The 16,230-nt window shown below is 45.7% G+C and carries 17 protein-coding genes and 1 pseudogene; 5 read left to right on the forward strand and 13 right to left on the reverse strand.

Annotated features, from left to right (window positions below; all coding sequences use genetic code 11):
* Window positions 1-59: 59 nt before the first annotated feature.
* The 5 genes from MY9_RS20460 to MY9_RS20480 form a co-directional block, all read right to left on the reverse strand.
* The gene (locus MY9_RS20460) at window positions 60-230 is read right to left on the reverse strand and encodes a hypothetical protein (RefSeq protein WP_014666074.1); all 171 of its coding nucleotides are present in this window, start codon (window positions 228-230) and stop codon (window positions 60-62) included.
* Window positions 231-331: 101 nt separating this feature from the next.
* Window positions 332-580, reverse strand: a complete 249-nt coding sequence (locus MY9_RS20465) for a DUF2651 family protein (protein ID WP_014666075.1) — start codon at window positions 578-580, stop codon at window positions 332-334.
* 15 nt (window positions 581-595) lie between these two features.
* A complete protein-coding gene (locus MY9_RS20470; RefSeq protein ID WP_014666076.1) occupies window positions 596-1,759 on the reverse strand; it encodes a hypothetical protein in 1,164 nt (387 codons plus the stop codon).
* Window positions 1,760-1,769: 10 nt separating this feature from the next.
* The gene (locus tag MY9_RS20475) at window positions 1,770-2,507 is read right to left on the reverse strand and encodes a YiiX/YebB-like N1pC/P60 family cysteine hydrolase (RefSeq protein ID WP_014666077.1); all 738 of its coding nucleotides are present in this window, start codon (window positions 2,505-2,507) and stop codon (window positions 1,770-1,772) included.
* A 147-nt stretch (window positions 2,508-2,654) separates the two neighbouring features.
* Window positions 2,655-3,125: a GNAT family N-acetyltransferase gene (locus MY9_RS20480; protein ID WP_014666078.1), complete on the reverse strand. Its 471-nt coding sequence runs from the start codon at window positions 3,123-3,125 to the stop codon at window positions 2,655-2,657.
* A gap of 110 nt (window positions 3,126-3,235) precedes the next feature.
* On the opposite strand from MY9_RS20480, the gene rapG reads away from it, so the two are divergent.
* Entirely contained in the window at window positions 3,236-4,333 is a 1,098-nt protein-coding gene (rapG, locus tag MY9_RS20485) for a response regulator aspartate phosphatase RapG (protein ID WP_014666079.1), read from the forward strand.
* Window positions 4,334-4,450 (forward strand): Phr family secreted Rap phosphatase inhibitor, encoded by a 117-nt coding sequence (locus tag MY9_RS20490; protein WP_014666080.1) that lies wholly within the window; start codon window positions 4,334-4,336, stop codon window positions 4,448-4,450.
* A gap of 236 nt (window positions 4,451-4,686) precedes the next feature.
* On the opposite strand, the gene rocF is transcribed toward MY9_RS20490, so the two are convergent.
* The 3 genes from rocF to rocD all read right to left on the reverse strand — a co-directional run bounded on the left by rocF (window position 4,687) and on the right by rocD (window position 8,482).
* The gene (gene rocF / locus MY9_RS20495; RefSeq protein ID WP_003226959.1) at window positions 4,687-5,577 is read right to left on the reverse strand and encodes an arginase; all 891 of its coding nucleotides are present in this window, start codon (window positions 5,575-5,577) and stop codon (window positions 4,687-4,689) included.
* 73 nt (window positions 5,578-5,650) lie between these two features.
* Window positions 5,651-7,054, reverse strand: coding sequence for an amino acid permease (locus tag MY9_RS20500; protein WP_014666081.1), 1,404 nt, complete (start codon window positions 7,052-7,054; stop codon window positions 5,651-5,653).
* A gap of 222 nt (window positions 7,055-7,276) precedes the next feature.
* Window positions 7,277-8,482, reverse strand: coding sequence for an ornithine aminotransferase (gene rocD / locus MY9_RS20505; RefSeq protein WP_014666082.1), 1,206 nt, complete (start codon window positions 8,480-8,482; stop codon window positions 7,277-7,279).
* A gap of 240 nt (window positions 8,483-8,722) precedes the next feature.
* Between rocD and rocR the strand changes: the two genes are divergently transcribed.
* On the forward strand, window positions 8,723-10,105 hold the full coding sequence (gene rocR, locus MY9_RS20510) for an arginine utilization regulatory protein RocR (protein WP_014666083.1): 1,383 nt from the start codon (window positions 8,723-8,725) through the stop codon (window positions 10,103-10,105).
* Here rocR and MY9_RS20515 read toward each other — a convergent pair.
* Both MY9_RS20515 and MY9_RS20520 read right to left on the reverse strand, forming a co-directional pair.
* Window positions 10,087-11,553, reverse strand: a complete 1,467-nt coding sequence (locus tag MY9_RS20515) for a sensor histidine kinase (RefSeq protein ID WP_014666084.1) — start codon at window positions 11,551-11,553, stop codon at window positions 10,087-10,089. The genes rocR and MY9_RS20515 overlap by 19 nt on opposite strands.
* Complete coding sequence (locus tag MY9_RS20520; protein ID WP_014666085.1) at window positions 11,550-12,233, reverse strand: response regulator transcription factor; 684 nt, start codon at window positions 12,231-12,233, stop codon at window positions 11,550-11,552. The genes MY9_RS20515 and MY9_RS20520 overlap by 4 nt, the downstream gene beginning before the upstream one ends.
* A 211-nt stretch (window positions 12,234-12,444) precedes the next feature.
* Between MY9_RS20520 and MY9_RS20525 the strand changes: the two genes are divergently transcribed.
* On the forward strand, window positions 12,445-13,344 hold the full coding sequence (locus tag MY9_RS20525) for a PepSY domain-containing protein (RefSeq protein WP_014666086.1): 900 nt from the start codon (window positions 12,445-12,447) through the stop codon (window positions 13,342-13,344).
* A 160-nt stretch (window positions 13,345-13,504) separates the two neighbouring features.
* Window positions 13,505-14,005 carry a PepSY domain-containing protein gene (locus MY9_RS20530; RefSeq protein WP_014666087.1) on the forward strand — a complete coding sequence of 167 codons (501 nt, stop codon included), beginning with the start codon at window positions 13,505-13,507 and terminating at the stop codon, window positions 14,003-14,005.
* Here the strand turns inward: MY9_RS20530 and MY9_RS21720 are convergent.
* The 3 genes and pseudogenes from MY9_RS21720 to MY9_RS20545 all read right to left on the reverse strand — a co-directional run bounded on the left by MY9_RS21720 (window position 14,002) and on the right by MY9_RS20545 (window position 16,229).
* Window positions 14,002-14,131, reverse strand: a pseudogene (locus MY9_RS21720) (hypothetical protein). The gene MY9_RS20530 and the pseudogene MY9_RS21720 overlap by 4 nt on opposite strands.
* A 19-nt stretch (window positions 14,132-14,150) precedes the next feature.
* Window positions 14,151-15,353, reverse strand: a complete 1,203-nt coding sequence (gene htrC, locus MY9_RS20540) for a serine protease HtrC (RefSeq protein WP_014666088.1) — start codon at window positions 15,351-15,353, stop codon at window positions 14,151-14,153.
* Window positions 15,354-15,434: 81 nt separating this feature from the next.
* Window positions 15,435-16,229 carry an MBL fold metallo-hydrolase gene (locus tag MY9_RS20545; protein WP_014666089.1) on the reverse strand — a complete coding sequence of 265 codons (795 nt, stop codon included), beginning with the start codon at window positions 16,227-16,229 and terminating at the stop codon, window positions 15,435-15,437.
* Window position 16,230: the final 1 nt, after the last annotated feature.

A 16,230-nucleotide genomic window follows, 5' to 3' on the forward strand; every position in this document is an offset into this window, starting at 1 on the left:
TGTGTTTGGACTCTTTGTCCTAGAACATGACTTCGGTTCGGCATGACCCTTTCCCTTTTTCACGACTGTTTTTTCTGTATTCTTATAACGATAAAGATGCCAAGAAAGCAGCCGATAATAGTTCCTGCGATGTCTAACCAGTCGACTTTACGTCCATTTAACAGGAACACAGTAATGCCCGAAACCAGGCTGATCATAACTGCCAGAAGAATAACCCGTTTGGTCCGCATGTCATTACTCCTTTAGATTCGTTTCTATACCATACCCAAAATCTCTGCAAACTTCGGTTCAACAAAAAAAGAGACTTTATACCAGTCTCTTCGTAAACAGATCAATTAAAAAATTTCCTGAGAAATAATGTACCAATACTGGTTACTAACGCGATTGCCGTATACACAACAACCCAAAACATGAATGAGCTATTGCCCGAAGCTAACGTAAATAACAATATCAAACTCGCGATAAGGACAATCAACGGCGCCACCCAAAATCTCTTAAATAAAAAATGACCCGCTATACCAAATACACCTGCAATGATCGGAAAACCAAAAACGATAAATAAAACGGCGATAGCTCCCATACTAACCTCCTTGCCCTAAAACCCCTTCATCACCTCAACATCATACAGCTTCAAATGACTCTTTGGCGTCACAACGTCCTTTACCTTCCCAATCTCTTTTTCTTTCATTTTCTTTCCGGTTTTCAGACTGTACTGTTCAATGTAGGCAGGCTTGTTATACGTGTATGTGAAGAAGTAGAGACTGCTGCCTTTTTGGGTGATTTCTTTGAAATCGGCTTTCATTTTGTCGCGGGAAAGAGTGAAGGCGATGCTTGTTTTTCCTGTCTTGGCATCGATTTTATACACCTTTCCGAAGCCGTCAATGAAGTACAGGTTCCCGTCATAAGAGAAGAAGCTTTTTTTGAAGCTAAAGGGCATGGAGCTGTATATCGTTTGTTCGTCGTTTTTGTATTCGGCGATGTCGTGCAGCTCTACTTTGCCGCTTTTTTTGTTGACCTTGACCATTTGATAGAGATTGCGCGCCTTTTGGCCGCGAATCATGACATACACAGCTTGGTCGTCCACGGCAAGCTGGGATTCGACTGAGGCTCCTTCCCTGTACTGCCATTCCGTTATCTTGTGGTAGGTGAGCTTCTTCTGATCCGCTTGAATCTGAAGGAGCTCATAGACTTTTTCGTCAGCTGTCGGAACGAGTGCGAAAATCGAACCGTTATGAAAACCGGAGGCCCGAATGTAGGATGGGATGACGTCTTTTTTCCACTCTCCGTTCATTTGGCGGTACAGCTCTGAGCGGTATCCGTCTCTCTTTTTGTCATAGCCGGAGTTGTATAAGGTATAAAAACCGTCCGTGTTTTGCAGAAAGCCCGCGCTGTCTCCGGTGTGCTGATAGGCTCTTTTATGAGAACTCAGGCCGTTTTTGATCGTGTAAATCGTGTTTTTGTCCTCCAGCATCACACTGTCGCCGTGAACCTTGGCTGAGCCCAGCTCAAGGCCCTTCATCTTAAAGGAAGACAGCGACCCGTCCTGGCTGATAAACAGGGCGTAGCTTTTCCCGCCGCCAAATGCATCTTGATCCGCAGAGGATGAGAAATACAGCAGGATTTCTTTGTCATCCAGGAAACTGGGATCTCTGAGATCCTGCTGATTCACGGCTTTATGGCTTTTGAGAGGGGAAACGAAGACAAATAGTGCGATTCCTGCGAGAACAAGCATGGCAATGGTGATCATCCACTTTTTCATATCCCTCTCCTTATCTGATGGTCATAATGGTTGCTGTATAGGATGAACTGGTGATGTCGCGCGGATACACCCCTAAACCTCCGTTGCTGTCTATATCAATGCCGGCTTTCAGCAAAAAGGCGGACCATAGGAGCTTTGAACAGTTTTTGGCGCCGTCATGGCCGGTACTTCTGTTATTGACGAAGTTAAATGAGTATGGGTCGCCGACTTTTGATACCGCCCAGTCAGCGGCAGCTGTTTTTTGAGATGAGGTAACACTGACGGTCTGCACAATGGAGTTGTCTTCCACGTCTCTGGCATTGTAAGCGATCTGCCTGACACCGTCGCCCGGGACAGATTCAACAATTTTGTCAGCGGCGGAATACATGCCGACGTGGCCATGATTATAGTAGGCTGTGTAGGAGTTCGTGTAATAGATATTGCCTTTCGCGCTTGTCGGGAGTTTTTTCGTGCCGGACGAGCCGCCCATGATAGACATGCCGCTTTCCTTGGCGAGCTTGTCACCTTCTGCTTTGTCAGCTGTGATTTCCTTATAGAACTGTTTTAGGATAACGTCTTGCTTTACGTGCTGCTGTTTGGCAATCTGGCTGGCCGATTTCATGATTTCCTCCGGTGTCGTGCCTGGCTGCAGTGCGGCAATTTCTTCTGCATAGTTTGTGGTCTTTACGGCTTTGGCTGGAGAAACAAACAGGCCGCCGCATATTGTAAGCGCTACCATAAACATTGATACCCTTTTCTTCATTCTCATTACATCTCCTCTTTTCATTTAAATGTAGGAAAATATACTTCCCTTCTCTATTATATTAGGAATATATGGAAAGAAACTAGTCCTTTTACTGAATTTTTAGAATTTATTTACAGAAGACTAAAAAAGGCCTTTACCAGACCCTTTTCGTTAAAGCTCTTTGCTCATCACCACGTCTGTTTCTTGAAATCCGGTTCGCTCATATAGCTTTCGCGCCGTCTGATTATGGGCAAAGACGTGAAGGGACAGCTTCCGGATTCCCATGCTGCGGGCCGTGTTATCTAATGCTGCCAATGCTTGCTTTGCGTAGCCCTTGCCCCGATACGGTTCATATAACCCGAAATCGTAAATAAACGCTTCCTGCTGCGGATGCTCCGGTTCAGCATGGATCCAGAACCAGCCAACGATTTCCTTTTCATTCAGCGTGAGGCTCCACAAATGGTGATGGGGGGTTTCCAGCCCTCTCGGAAGCAGATCAGTAAACGTCTGCCTAGACAAAAGCTGTGCGTCTTCAGGCAGCCATGCTCCCGCTTTTACCTTTTCTTCCGCGTAATGCTTTGTTGTGTACGTGAGATAGGACCGAAATTCTTCTGTCTGCATAGGGGTCAGTATGATTGTCATATCATCTCTCCTTCATATATTGACTAGAGGATTTTACATAAAATAGAAAGAGGTGTTACTATCAGAATAAGCAACTGAGATTGATAAGTCACTAGAGAAAGGAGTTTCACATGAATAAGATTGCACCTGCAGAAATCGCTAGCATGCTCAACGATTGGTACCTTGCTATCAAGAAACATGAAGTGGAAGAGTCCTCCCGTTTATTTGAAGAAGTGAAGCCTTTATTGGATGACATGGAAGAGGATCAGGAGGTGCTTGCCTACTTCTCCTTATTGGAACTGCGCCACAAGGTTTTGCTTCACGAGGCGAGAGGACAGGGCTTTCAGCATGAGGAGCCTTCTCATATGAATGCTACGTCTGACATGCTGAAATATTACTTTTTTCTGTTTGAAGGCATGTATGAGGCCTATAAAAATAATTATGATATTGCCATTGGGCTGTATAAAGATGCTGAGCAGTATCTCAACAACATTCCCGATCCGATTGAGAAAGCCGAATTTCACCTGAAGGTCGGAAAGCTCTATTATAAGCTGGGACAAAATATTGTGTCCCTCAATCATACACGGCAAGCGGTCAAAACGTTCAGGGAAGAGACTGATTATAAAAAGAAGCTGGCTTCAGCCCTGATTACCATGTCAGGCAATTTTACCGAAATTGGGCAGTTTGAAGAAGCTAAAACATATTTGGACGAAGCAATTCGGATCACAAGAGAATTGGAGGATCATTTTTTTGAAGCCCAGCTTTTGCATAACTTCGGACTTCTCCATGCGCAAAGCGGCCAATCAGAACAAGCAGTCTCCAAATTAGAAGAGGCCTTGCAGAACGAAGAGTATGCCCGCTCCACCTATTATTATCACTCTGCCTACCTGCTGATACGAGAGCTGTTTAAGATCAAAAAGAAAGAACAGGCCTTTTCTTATTACCAAGAAGTGAAGGAAAAATTGGCTGCTGAGCCGAATAGAATATGTGAGGCAAAAATAGACATTTTATATGCCATTTATGCAGAAGGGGGTCATGCGGAAACGTTTTACTTATGCAAACAACATATGGATGACTTGTTGTCCGAGAAAGAGTATGACAGTGTAAGAGAACTTTCCATTTTGGCTGGCGAACGGTATAGGGAACTTGAGCTTTACAAAGAAGCTGCCCACTTTTTTTATGAAGCATTACAAATTGAAGAACTGATTAAACGAACGGAGGTTATATAAATGAAAAAATTTTTGATTGGCGCAGGCGTCGCAGCGGTGATGTTATCAGGCTGGTTTATTGCGGACCATCAAACCCATTCACAGGAGATGAAAGTCGCTGAGAAAATGATTGGATAAATGAAAAACCCCCGCGGGTGCGGGGGTTCAATTTAACGAAAGAATCCTAAAACGGTTTGTAGTTTTAGGATTCTTTCATCTTTTCAGCGTGATTGAAAACCCTTGAAGTCTAGGAAGAACGAGCATTGGAGCGCAGCGAATGTTTGGAATTCGTGAGCACCGAAGCGCAGGCCTGACAACGAATGCGAGGGTTTGTCGACACGCTGAAACCCCCGCGGGATGCGGGGGCTTTCTTATTACAAGAGCTTCTTCCCTAGCAGAGATTCTACAAGCTCTACTGCTGTTTTGCCCGTTTTGTTTTTGTGATCAAGGATCGGGTTAACCTCAACGAATTCGGCTGAGGTAATGATGCCTGCGTCATACAGCATTTCCATAGCCAGATGGCTCTCCCGGTAGCTGATGCCGCCGACGACGGGGGTTCCGACACCCGGTGCGTCGTTCGGATCAAGTCCGTCCAGATCAAGGCTCAGATGGACGCCGTCACATGCTGATAAATAATCAAGGGTTTCTTCAATGACCTTTGTCATGCCAAGACGGTCGATTTCGTGCATCGTATACACCTTCATGCCGCTTTCCTTAATGTACTTGCGCTCCCCTTCATCAAGTGACCGTGCGCCAATGATAACGACGTTTTCCGGTTTGATTTTAGGCGCGTAGCCTTCAAGGTTAACCAGTGACTCGTGGCCAATGCCGAGGCTGACCGCGAGCGGCATGCCGTGAATATTGCCCGATGGTGAAGTTTCAAGTGTATTCAAGTCGCCGTGCGCGTCATACCAGATGACGCCGAGATTATCGTAATGCTTCGCTGTGCCTGCCAGCGTGCCGATCGCAATACTGTGGTCACCGCCCAGGACAAGCGGGAATTTTTTCTCTTCGATGACTTTGTTGACCTTTTGCGCGAGTTTTTCATTTCCCGCCAAAACGGAATTCAGGTTTTTCAGTTCCTCGTCATTTTTGATTTTTTCGCGGTTGATCGGAATGTCACCGAGATCTTCAACCGTATACCCCATGTCTGACAGCCGCTCGATCAGATGAGCGTAGCGGATGGCACTCGGGCCCATATCCACTCCGCGTCGTGCTTGTCCTAAATCCATTGGCATTCCAATAACCGAAATCGTTTTATCCATCTGTGATTCCACCTCAACATTTAAGATAATGTCCTATGCGGGTTCTAACAAAGATGACTTGCGGACAACGTTTTTAAAGCTCTAGCTGACGATTTGCCTGCTGGCGTTTTTTAATGACGACATGATAAATGATGTAGCAAATGATCATAAACGGTACGCCGCAATACAGCGCGATACGCTGCTCCGGATCAAATGCAAGGCTGATAAGCACGACTGTATTTAACGTCAGGCCGATCAGCGGAAGCACCGGATACAGCGGTGTTTTGAATTTCAAATCTTCTGTCTTGCCGCCTTCGCGGATATATTTGCGTCTGAACATGATTTGGGAAAGCGAGATCGTAATCCAGCCGACCTGCGCGCTCATCCCCGCCAATGATAACAGCACCATATATACGGTTTCAGCCTGCGCAAACTTTGTCAGAAGTGATAGGCAAGCCACAGCCATCGTTACGATTAACGCATACATCGGTACACCGCGCTGATTTGTTTTGCCGAGCGCTTTAAAGGCCTGTCCTTCATTCGCCATCGCGTACAGGATACGCGTTGATGCGTATAAACCTGAATTCGCAACAGATAACAGCGCGATTAAAATAACAAAGTTCATGATATCAGCAGCATATGGGATTCCAATTTGCTCAAATACGGCAACAAACGGACTTTCCACGACTCCCGCCTGTTTCCACGGAATCATGCCGGCAATGACAACGATGGAAAGAACAAAAAATACAAGCGTTCTCCATACTGTCTGTTTGATCGACCGCGGAATCGTTTTTTCAGGGTCTTCACTTTCTCCGGCCGCAACCCCGATCAGCTCAGTTCCCTGGAACGCAAAGTTCACGGTAATCATCGTAATCAGCATTGCCTTTATGCCGTTCGGAAATAACCCGTCTTCATAAAAATGCGTCAAAAACGGCGCATGCTCTCCGCCCTTCAGATCAATCAGGCCAAACATGGCGGCTCCGCCGAGAATAATAAATAAAAGGATAATCAAAATTTTAATGCCTGAGAACCAGAATTCAGATTCCGCAAAGGCTTTTGTGGTGATCGCATTTAGAATAAACATCAGTGCCGCAAAGACCAGACACCAGATCCACACGTCTATATGCGGAAACCAGCGTTGCATCAGCTGCCCCGCTGATAAGAATTCAATGGCGCATGTAACCGCCCAGCCGAGCCAGTACAGCCAGCCGAACGCAAACCCGAAGGCCGGGCTGATAAATTTCGTCGCGTAGGTCTGGAAGGACCCCGATACAGGAAAGGCGACTGCCAGCTCTCCTAAGCAGAGCATGGTCAAAAACATGATAAAGCCGCCCACTAAATAGGACAGAACCGCGCCGAGCGGTCCCGCTTGGTTAATGGTAAACCCGGTTCCAAGGAAGAAACCGGTTCCGATCACTCCGCCCAATGAAATCATGAACAAATGGCGTGATTTCATTGTCCGCTGGAGCTGATTTCCGTTATCTTGGTTTGTATTCACATTCTGCACCCCTTCAGCAACTTGTATTGGATCTAAGCTGGAACATCTGCATGGTGCTATCCCAGTTTGCTGTCCAAAGAGCCTCTATCTATTTAATATAAAATTCACTTCTTCTCATAAAGATACATTATACTAAAATACTGCAGCTGAGCAAATAGGGAGTGCTGATTTTTCTGTTGTAAATTTATACAAACGAAGTGAATATCCCTTCATGGTGCGGGTTTATGCGTTTTGCAGCACGTGCTTGATTTTCTCTATCGCCCAATCCAAATCCTTTTTGGAAATGATTAATGGCGGTGCAAAACGAATAACAGTATCATGCGTTTCCTTGCATAAAAGCCCTTCTTCCTTCAAACGCTCACAATACGGACGTGCCGCTTCTGTCAATTCCACACCGATAAACAGCCCTCTGCCACGGACTTCTTTAATGATAGGGTTGTCAATGCTCTCAAGCTCGCTTTTAAAGTATTCGCCAAGCTCAAGAGAACGATCCGCCAGCTTTTCATCCTCCAGCACTTCTAATGAAGCGATAGACACTGCACATGCAAGCGGGTTTCCGCCAAATGTGGAGCCGTGTGATCCCGGGTTAAACACGCCTAAGATCTCGCGGTCCGCCGCAATGCATGAGATCGGGAACACACCGCCGCCAAGCGCTTTGCCCAAGATATACATATCCGGAACAATGCCGTCCCAGTCACAGGCAAACGTCTTGCCTGTACGTCCGAGACCCGTTTGAATTTCATCCGCAATAAACAAGACATTCTCTTCCTTACAAATCGCCGCCGCTTCCTGTAAAAATCCTTCAGGCGGAATGACAATGCCCGCTTCGCCTTGAATCGGTTCAAACAAGAATGCCGCTGTATTCGGCGTAATGGCCTGTCGAAGCGCTTCCACATCGCCGTAAGGAATGAGTTTGATCCCCGGAAGCATCGGGCCGAATCCTCGTTTATATTCCTCTTCAGAAGAAAGAGATACCGCCAGCATCGTGCGGCCGTGGAAGTTCCCGACACATGCGATAATTTCCGCTTGATTGTCTGCTACGCCTTTCACTTCATACGCCCAGCGTCTCGCCGCTTTCACCGCAGATTCAACCGCTTCGGCTCCTGTATTCATCGGCAGAATCATCTCTTTGCCTGTCAGCTTAGCTGTTTTTTCGTAAAACGGCCCAAGCTGATCGTTGTGAAACGCGCGTGATGTGAGGGTAATTTTATCAGCCTGATCCTTCAATGCCTGAATGATTTTCGGGTGTCTGTGACCCTGGTTTACCGCAGAGTAAGCACTCAGCATATCCATATATTCATTGCCTTCCGGGTCCTTTACCCAAGCACCCAGCGCTTCAGAAATGACAATCGGGAGCGGGTGATAATTGTTGGCTCCATAATGAGACGTCTGATCAATAATTTCTTTGGATTTAGATAAAGCTGGCATATTTGAATTCCCCCTTGTTTTCTGTTTCAACATGTTATCCTGCTTTCCCTTTATATAAATGCAAGTTCTGTGCCAAATCAAGAATTCGTGTGTTTTCTACAATTTTCGAGGACAAGGTGCAAAAACATTCTGATATTTCGAGCAAAAATTTCAGTGAGTGCAAAATTCTTTTGCATATCCTCTCCATTTTTTTATAAAATAGAAGAAATATTAAGAAAATAATTGAGGGAGGTTCATACAGTGGTCAAGGACAGCGAATTCCTCACATTGGTTTTTCAGAGCATTTTAGATGAAATCGATGTTGGCCTGCACGTAGTGGACGAGCATGGTAACACGATCGTTTATAACAATAAAATGATGCAGATTGAAGATATGGAGAAGCATGACGTCCTGAATAAAAACCTGATGGATGTGTTTATGTTTTCAAAACAGCAGGACAGTACGCTGGTACAGGCGCTCCAGGAAGGCAAGACGATTAAAAATGTGAAGCAAAGCTACTTCAATAATAAGGGCCAGGAAATCACGACGATCAATCATACCTATCCCATCGTCCAGGACGGCAAAATCAAGGGTGCCGTTGAAATTGCCAAGGATGTGACAAAGCTAGAACGGCTGATCAGGGAGAATATGAACAAAAAGGGCAGCACCACCTATACGTTTGACAGCATTCTTGGCACCAGCCCGGCCATTCAAGACGTCATCGAAAACGCCAAGCGGGCAACCCGCACGTCATCATCTGTCCTTCTCGCAGGTGAAACCGGCACGGGAAAAGAGCTGTTCGCGCAAAGTATCCATAATGGCAGCGATCGTTCAGGCGGCCCGTTTATTTCCCAAAACTGCGCGGCACTGCCAGACAGCCTTGTGGAAAGCATTTTGTTCGGAACGAAAAAAGGCGCGTTTACGGGCGCTGTCGACCAGCCCGGCCTGTTTGAACAAGCCCATGGCGGCACGCTACTGTTAGATGAAATCAATTCGCTGAATCTCAGCCTTCAGGCAAAGCTGCTGCGCGCCCTTCAAGAACGAAAAATCAGGCGTATCGGTTCAACAAAGGACACACCGATTGATGTACGTATTATTGCCACGATGAATGAAGACCCAATTGACGCGATTGCCGGCGAACGGATGAGGAAGGACTTGTATTACAGGCTGAGTGTCGTGACGCTGATCATCCCGCCGCTTCGGGAACGAAAAGAAGACATTTTGCTTCTCGCGTCGGAGTTCATCCAGAAAAACAACCATCTGTTCCAAATGAATGTTGAACACATCAGCGAAGACGTGAAGCAATTTTTTCTTTCTTATGACTGGCCGGGAAATATTCGTGAGCTTGAGCATATGATCGAAGGCGCCATGAATTTCATGACGGACGAGCAAACGATTACAGCCTCCCATCTGCCCTATCAATACCGCATGAAAATCAAGCCTGCTGACATTCCAGAGCCTGAACCAAGACATCAGCCGGCTGCGGACTTAAAAGAAAAAATGGAAAGCTTCGAAAAATATGTGATAGAGAACGTGTTAAGAAAACACGGCCATAACATCTCGAAAGCCGCTCAGGAACTTGGCATCAGCCGACAAAGCCTTCAATACCGGCTGAAGAAATTTTCTCACTCATCTGACGAATAAGCTGGTGCAGGAAGCCTGATCATAAATACAGTGCCTCTGCCGATTTCACTTTTCACGTCAATTGTCCCATTGTGGCTGTCGATAATCGATTTCGTTATGGCGAGGCCCAATCCCGAACCTCCATATTTCCGGGAGCGGGATGGGTCTGCCCTGTAAAACCGGTCAAACACATGTGGTAAGTGCTCCGGCGCGATGCCTGTGCCGTTGTCCGCTATCATCAGCATAACGCTATCACGGCCTTTTTGCAGTGAGATGGTAATGGCACCGGCTTTCTCTTTTGTATACTGCACCGCGTTATAAACCAAATTCAAAATAACCTGTTTCATCTTATCCCTGTCAAACACCGCTTCAGCATCATCTTCTAGCAGCAGCTGCAGTCTTCTTTCTTTTGCAAGCAGACTGAGCTGCGGCTCCATTTCCCTTATGAGCGCATCGAGATTTCCCCTCTTCATTTCAAAGCTCGGCACCCGATCAATTTTTGCTAAAAACAACAGATCCTCTATCAGCCGAGTGGCTCTCTTCGACTCTTCATACATACTATTCAGCGCCCTATCTCTCTGCTCCGGCTGAAGCGCGGCGCCACGCAGCAGCACTTCGATAAAGCCGTGTATGGACGTTAAAGGCGTTCTCAATTCATGTGAAGCGTCTGATACAAATTGCCGGATGCGCTCCTTCGCTTCTTTTTCTGCTTTAAATGACGTTTCAATCCGCTCCAGCATGCGATTAAACGAAATGGCGAGCGTGTCAATTTCCATTTGTTTTCGATATACAGGAAGCCTTTTATTCAAATTTCCTGCATTGATTTCACCCATCATATGTACCATTTGTGATAACGGTTTAAGCGTATGTCTGACCACTGGCAAGAATGTAAAAAGCCCGAGCAGGAGCGCGACAAGCGAGAGTGTAGAGTAAGTGCTGATTTGCCGGAGCAGTACGTCCTTCAGTGGTTCTGTTAAAGCACTCATTTGAATCACGCCTGCTTCTTTTCCATCGATATTAATAGCCTGAAATACAATCAGCACTTCCTCGCCGGATTCATTTTTCGTGACTCTATAATGCAAAGCCATCGTATCTTTTAATGCCTCATCATATACACTTTTTTTCACTGTCGGCGGCGCTCCCGCATATGGGTCGGTCGACAATACCGTACTGTCTTTTGTTTTCTTATCAATAAAAACAATGGTCACGCCCGGATAAATAAAGGCGGGACGGACAGCACCATCTGACTTTTTCAAGCCGCCGGGATGGCTTTTGTATGTTTTAATGTTATTCCAGATGGTCGGCTCCGTCGAATTGATATAACTCTGAATGCTGACAGCCCGGTTTTCATATAATAGGCGTTTTCCAAACACATATTGTAAAGCGCCAACAAACACCAATAGAAGAACGAGAATGCATAATGAGCGGCATAAAAGCTGAAAGCGCAGCGTTTTGAATCGTTTTTTCATTCTATATCCACCCGATAGCCCGCGCCCCGAACCGTTCGGATTACTTCATGCTTTTTGTCATTCAGCTTTTCCCGCAAGGAACGGATGTACACTTCGACAATATTTTCTTCTCCGTAAAAATCATACCCCCATACTTTATCCAGAATCCTCGCTTTACTGAGCACAAGGCCGTGATTCAGCACCAAAAACTTTAAAAGCTCGTATTCTGTTGCTGAAAGCTTGAGCACCTCTTCCTGATAGCGGATTTCTCTGCGCCGATCATCAATTCGAAACGGACCGAGCGCGACTTCTTCAAACAGGTTGGGAAAGTGATCCCGAATTCTTGCATAGATTCGCGCCAGCAGCTCTTCAAAGCTGAAGGGTTTGATCATATAATCATCAGCGCCCTCTGTCAGCGCTTTTACCCGAACCCCCACCTCATCCTTGGCCGTAAGCATAATAACGGCGGTATGGCCGGTTTTTTTCATCATCCTCGATACTTCCAGTCCATCCATTCCAGGCATCATCACATCCAGGATGGCCACATGCGGCTGAAATGTCTTTACGGTGTTCATCGCTGTCATTCCGTCAGCTGCTGTCTTCACTTCAAAGCCTTCATTTTCAAGGCCCATTGTCAAAAAATCTAATATCGCCGGTTCATCGTCCACGAGCAAAATCTTGATGCCTTTCATCCTATTCATGCTGTGCTCTCTCCTTAGTTGGCATAAACCTCTGATTAGTTTTTTCCCTTCCCCTCCTATTATTCGTTTTTACCTGAAAACAAACTGAATCTTCCCTAAAAATCAGCTGAATTCAGCAAGTTTTCAGCCAGCCCTCATTTGATTTTCAGCTTCAGCCTATACAATTGCCTTAGTTGGTACAGCCAACAATGAAATAAAGGAGGAATCTCACATGAATATCACTAAAGTTTTATCAGGAGCTGCACTGGGAACGATTATTTCAATCAGTTCTTTCACTTCTGCTCACGCCGCGGTCATTCAAAAGGATGATACATCAACGAAGGTCGAGACGAAGCAGCAGGCTTCCATCACAATAGCAAAGGCAAAACAGGTTGCGTTGAACAAATGCAAAGGTGCGGTTCAAACGGCCCAAATGAAGAAAGTGAACGGCACATACGTATATGTTGTGAAAGTTCTCGGTGAGGACGGCAAACAGCATACGATGAACGTCAACTGCAACAGCGGCAAAGTTGTGAAACATGATGTTCAAAAGAAACAAATCTATATCAGCAAAACAAAAGCCCAATCGATCGCTTTGAAAAACTGCAAAGGTGCGATTCAATCTTCTGAGCTGAAGCAAGAAAACGGTGTTTACGCTTACGTCGTGAAAGTAATGGGTGAAGACGGAAGCCTTCACACGCTCCATATCAATGGAGAAAACGGCAAAGTCGCAAAACACGAGCAAAAGAAACAAGCACATCTTTCTAAAACAAAAGCGCATCAAATCGCACTCAACAAATGCAAAGGCGCAGTTCAATCTTCTGAACTGAAGAAAGAAAACGGCGCATACATCTACGTTGTCAAAGTGCTTGGCGAAGATGGAAAAACTCATAAAATCCATGTCAACTGTGACAGCGGTAAAATCGTAAAACAAGAAGTGCAAAAGAAAAACGCAGCCGTTACAAAAACAAAAGCACATCAAATTGCACTAAATAAATGTAAAGGCACAGTGAAATCTACTGATTTGAAGAAAGAGAACGGCACATTCGTTTACGTGTTTAAAATTACTGCCCAAAACCACACTGAACATACAGTGAAAGTGAACGCTGAAAACGGAAGCATTTGCAAATAAAATAACTGCTTGCCAGCAGTAAAATAACTCAAATTCAACGTATAACACCAGTCTTGTTTTAACACAAAGTTCTAAGTTCATGTCTACCTTTTTCTAAATACTCTTTTAAACTGAACGTGTGTGACCCGCGTTCAGTTCTTTTTCTAAGGAGGACCCACAAATGAATATGAAAATATGTTCTGCAGCTGCTTTAGGCGCGGTCATTTCAATCAGTTCTTTATCATCCGCACACGCGGCTGTTCTGCATAAAGAAGACACTGCTAAAGTTCAAACCCAGCAGCAGGCTTCTATTACGCTCTCTAAAACAAAAACTGTCGCTATAAAGAACTGCAAAGGCGTAGTTCAATCAGCACAAATGAAGAAAGCAGACGGCGTTTATGTCTATGTCATTAAGGTGCTTGGTGAGGATGGCAAAATTCACACCTTTAACATTAACCGCAACAGCGGAAAAATCGTCAAGCATCACGTTGAACATAAACAAGCCGCGATCACAAAAGCAAAAGCACAAAGCATTGCGTTGAACAAATGCAAAGGTACCGTCACATCTTCTGCATTGAAGAAAGAAAATGGCACCTATGTGTACATCATCACCATCACAGCCAGCAACCACACGGTTCAAACCATTAAAGTCCATGCAGATAACGGAAGTATTTGCAGCTAACAGCCATTTACTGCTGTTTCACGTGTAACATCCATCTTGTATTTTTCTTCATATTCGATATATCCTTTTCAACTGAACGGGCGTGACCCCCGTTCAGTTTTTTTGCATATCAAAACAGCCTGGCAAACGATGCCAGACTGTTTGATTAACTTCCTAATTGGTCTGCGGACGACAGCTTGATGTCAACAGATTTTTCTTTTCCGCCGCGGTAAAACTTCACCTTCACCCGATCACCGACTTTTTTCTGATAAAGCCGTTTTCGCAGATCAACAATATCATTTACTTTGTATCCGTCAAATTCCGTGATGACATCGAGTTCCTTCAGTCCTGCTTTTCCGGCAGGTGAAAAGGCGTCTACGCCCATCACAACCGCTCCATTGGTGACGTTCTTAGGAAGCTTTAATGTTTCATCCCAATGATAGCTTGCGATATCGCTTAAGGATTTCATCTCAATGCCAAGGAACGGGCGTTTGACCTTTCCGTATCTCTCTAAATCCTCTATCACAGGGATCACGAGCTTAGACGGAATGGACAGGCCAATCCCTTCAACTGCTGACTCGGCAATTTTCATTGAATTGATGCCAATGACCTTCCCATCCATATTTAACAAAGCGCCGCCGCTGTTCCCAGGGTTAATGGCCGCATCTGTTTGCAGGACTTCTGCGTTCCAATCAGGCTGTCCGTCACCGTTTGAATCCACTGGGATCGCCCTCTCCGTACCCGAGATGACGCCTTGTGTGACAGAGCCAGCAAACTCAAGGCCTAACGGGTTCCCGATCGCAATAACCGGCTCCCCAGACTTCACTTTATCTGAATTTCCGAAATCGGCGACTGCTTTAATCTTATCGCTTTTCACCCGTAAAACGGCAAGGTCCATCAGCTGGTCGCTGCCGACAAGATCAGCTGATACACGTGAGCCGTCTTTCAAGCTGATTTCAATTTGGGAAGCGCCTTCGATGACATGATGGTTGGTCACGACATAAGCGGTATGGTCATTTTTCTTATAGATGACGCCAGAGCCGCTCCCAGCCTCGCCGCTCTCTCCCCGTATATCTGATTTTTGGATGTTCACAACACCGACAACGGCGGGCGACACATTGCTGACAATCTTGGTGACCGTATTGTTGACACTGACATTCACCGTCCTGATTGATTCCCGGCCGTTGTTGTTCTGCTGCTGATCTAAAGCGCCTGTATCTAGCCCTTCATTTGAAAGGTACGGCATGATAAACGCCATTAATACGGCACCGACAATCACGCCGATCAGACTTGAAAGAAAATATCCTTTTTTGCTTCTCTTTGGCTGTTCAGGAGTAGTATGTTCTTCCTCACGTTCGTAATCCACCATATTCCATCCTTTCCAAGAACGTTAATATGGTTATATTGTGGGTTAGAAACTCCTAGAATAGTCATGATTTACATAGAAAAATTATACAGCGCAAAGCGGAGTGGCCTTCTTCGGGTCGGTGTCGTATAAGTCAAATGTCTCACCCGTCACAAATCCTTTAGAAGCCAATGTCTGCTGCACAGACATTCTTGCCAGCTCCTTCATGTTGTTGTCCTGGCTTAAGTGCGCCAGGTAAATACGGGACGTCTCATCGCCAATGACATCCGTCATCGCCAGGGCAGCATCTTCATTTGAAACGTGCCCGACGTCACTTAAAATCCGCCGCTTGATGCTCCACGGGTATCTTCCCATTTGCAGCATGCCGACATCATGATTGCTTTCAAACACAAACACATTCGCAGAACGGATAATGCCTTTCATCCGGTCGCTGACATATCCCGTATCTGTCATTAATGCGAGCTTTCGGCCGTTATAATGGAACACATAAAACATCGGCTCGGCCGCATCGTGGGAAACGCCAAACGATTCAACATCAAGTCCGCCGAACGATTTGACTGATTCCATCGGAAATACAAACTTTTGATCGGTGTCAATTTTCCCGATTTGATTCTCCATCGCTTTCCAAGTCTTCTCATTCGCATAGATCGGAAGCTTGTACTTTCTGGCGACCACACCAAGGCCCTTAATATGGTCACTATGCTCATGCGTCACAAAAATGCCGTCTACATCATCCAGCTTACGCCCGATCTGCGCCATCAGCCCGTCCATGGCTTTCCCGCTCAAACCGGCGTCCACTAAAAATGCGTGATCCTCTGTTTCAAGGTAAAACGCATTTCCCGTACTCCCGCTCGCAAGTACGCTAAATTGCAAGCTCATG

Origin of the sequence: Bacillus sp. JS, assembly GCF_000259365.1 — a bacterium.
In the GTDB taxonomy this organism is placed as follows: Bacteria; Bacillota; Bacilli; order Bacillales; family Bacillaceae; genus Bacillus; species Bacillus stercoris.

Bases quoted from the DNA above. Each gene is read 5' to 3' on its own strand.
- MY9_RS20490 (WP_014666080.1), top strand. From the start codon at position 4,334: ATGAAAAAATTTTTGATTGGCGCAGGCGTCGCAGCGGTGATGTTATCA.
- MY9_RS20465 (WP_014666075.1), bottom strand. From the start codon at position 580: ATGGGAGCTATCGCCGTTTTATTTATCGTTTTTGGTTTTCCGATCATT.
- MY9_RS20525 (WP_014666086.1), top strand. From the start codon at position 12,445: ATGAATATCACTAAAGTTTTATCAGGAGCTGCACTGGGAACGATTATT.
- htrC (WP_014666088.1), bottom strand. From the start codon at position 15,353: ATGGTGGATTACGAACGTGAGGAAGAACATACTACTCCTGAACAGCCA.
- MY9_RS20480 (WP_014666078.1), bottom strand. From the start codon at position 3,125: ATGACAATCATACTGACCCCTATGCAGACAGAAGAATTTCGGTCCTAT.
- rocD (WP_014666082.1), bottom strand. From the start codon at position 8,482: ATGCCAGCTTTATCTAAATCCAAAGAAATTATTGATCAGACGTCTCAT.
- MY9_RS20475 (WP_014666077.1), bottom strand. From the start codon at position 2,507: ATGAGAATGAAGAAAAGGGTATCAATGTTTATGGTAGCGCTTACAATA.
- MY9_RS20460 (WP_014666074.1), bottom strand. From the start codon at position 230: ATGCGGACCAAACGGGTTATTCTTCTGGCAGTTATGATCAGCCTGGTT.
- MY9_RS20470 (WP_014666076.1), bottom strand. From the start codon at position 1,759: ATGAAAAAGTGGATGATCACCATTGCCATGCTTGTTCTCGCAGGAATC.
- MY9_RS20520 (WP_014666085.1), bottom strand. From the start codon at position 12,233: ATGAATAGGATGAAAGGCATCAAGATTTTGCTCGTGGACGATGAACCG.
- rapG (WP_014666079.1), top strand. From the start codon at position 3,236: ATGAATAAGATTGCACCTGCAGAAATCGCTAGCATGCTCAACGATTGG.
- rocF (WP_003226959.1), bottom strand. From the start codon at position 5,577: ATGGATAAAACGATTTCGGTTATTGGAATGCCAATGGATTTAGGACAA.
- MY9_RS20530 (WP_014666087.1), top strand. From the start codon at position 13,505: ATGAATATGAAAATATGTTCTGCAGCTGCTTTAGGCGCGGTCATTTCA.
- MY9_RS20545 (WP_014666089.1), bottom strand. From the start codon at position 16,229: ATGAGCTTGCAATTTAGCGTACTTGCGAGCGGGAGTACGGGAAATGCG.
- MY9_RS20515 (WP_014666084.1), bottom strand. From the start codon at position 11,553: ATGAAAAAACGATTCAAAACGCTGCGCTTTCAGCTTTTATGCCGCTCA.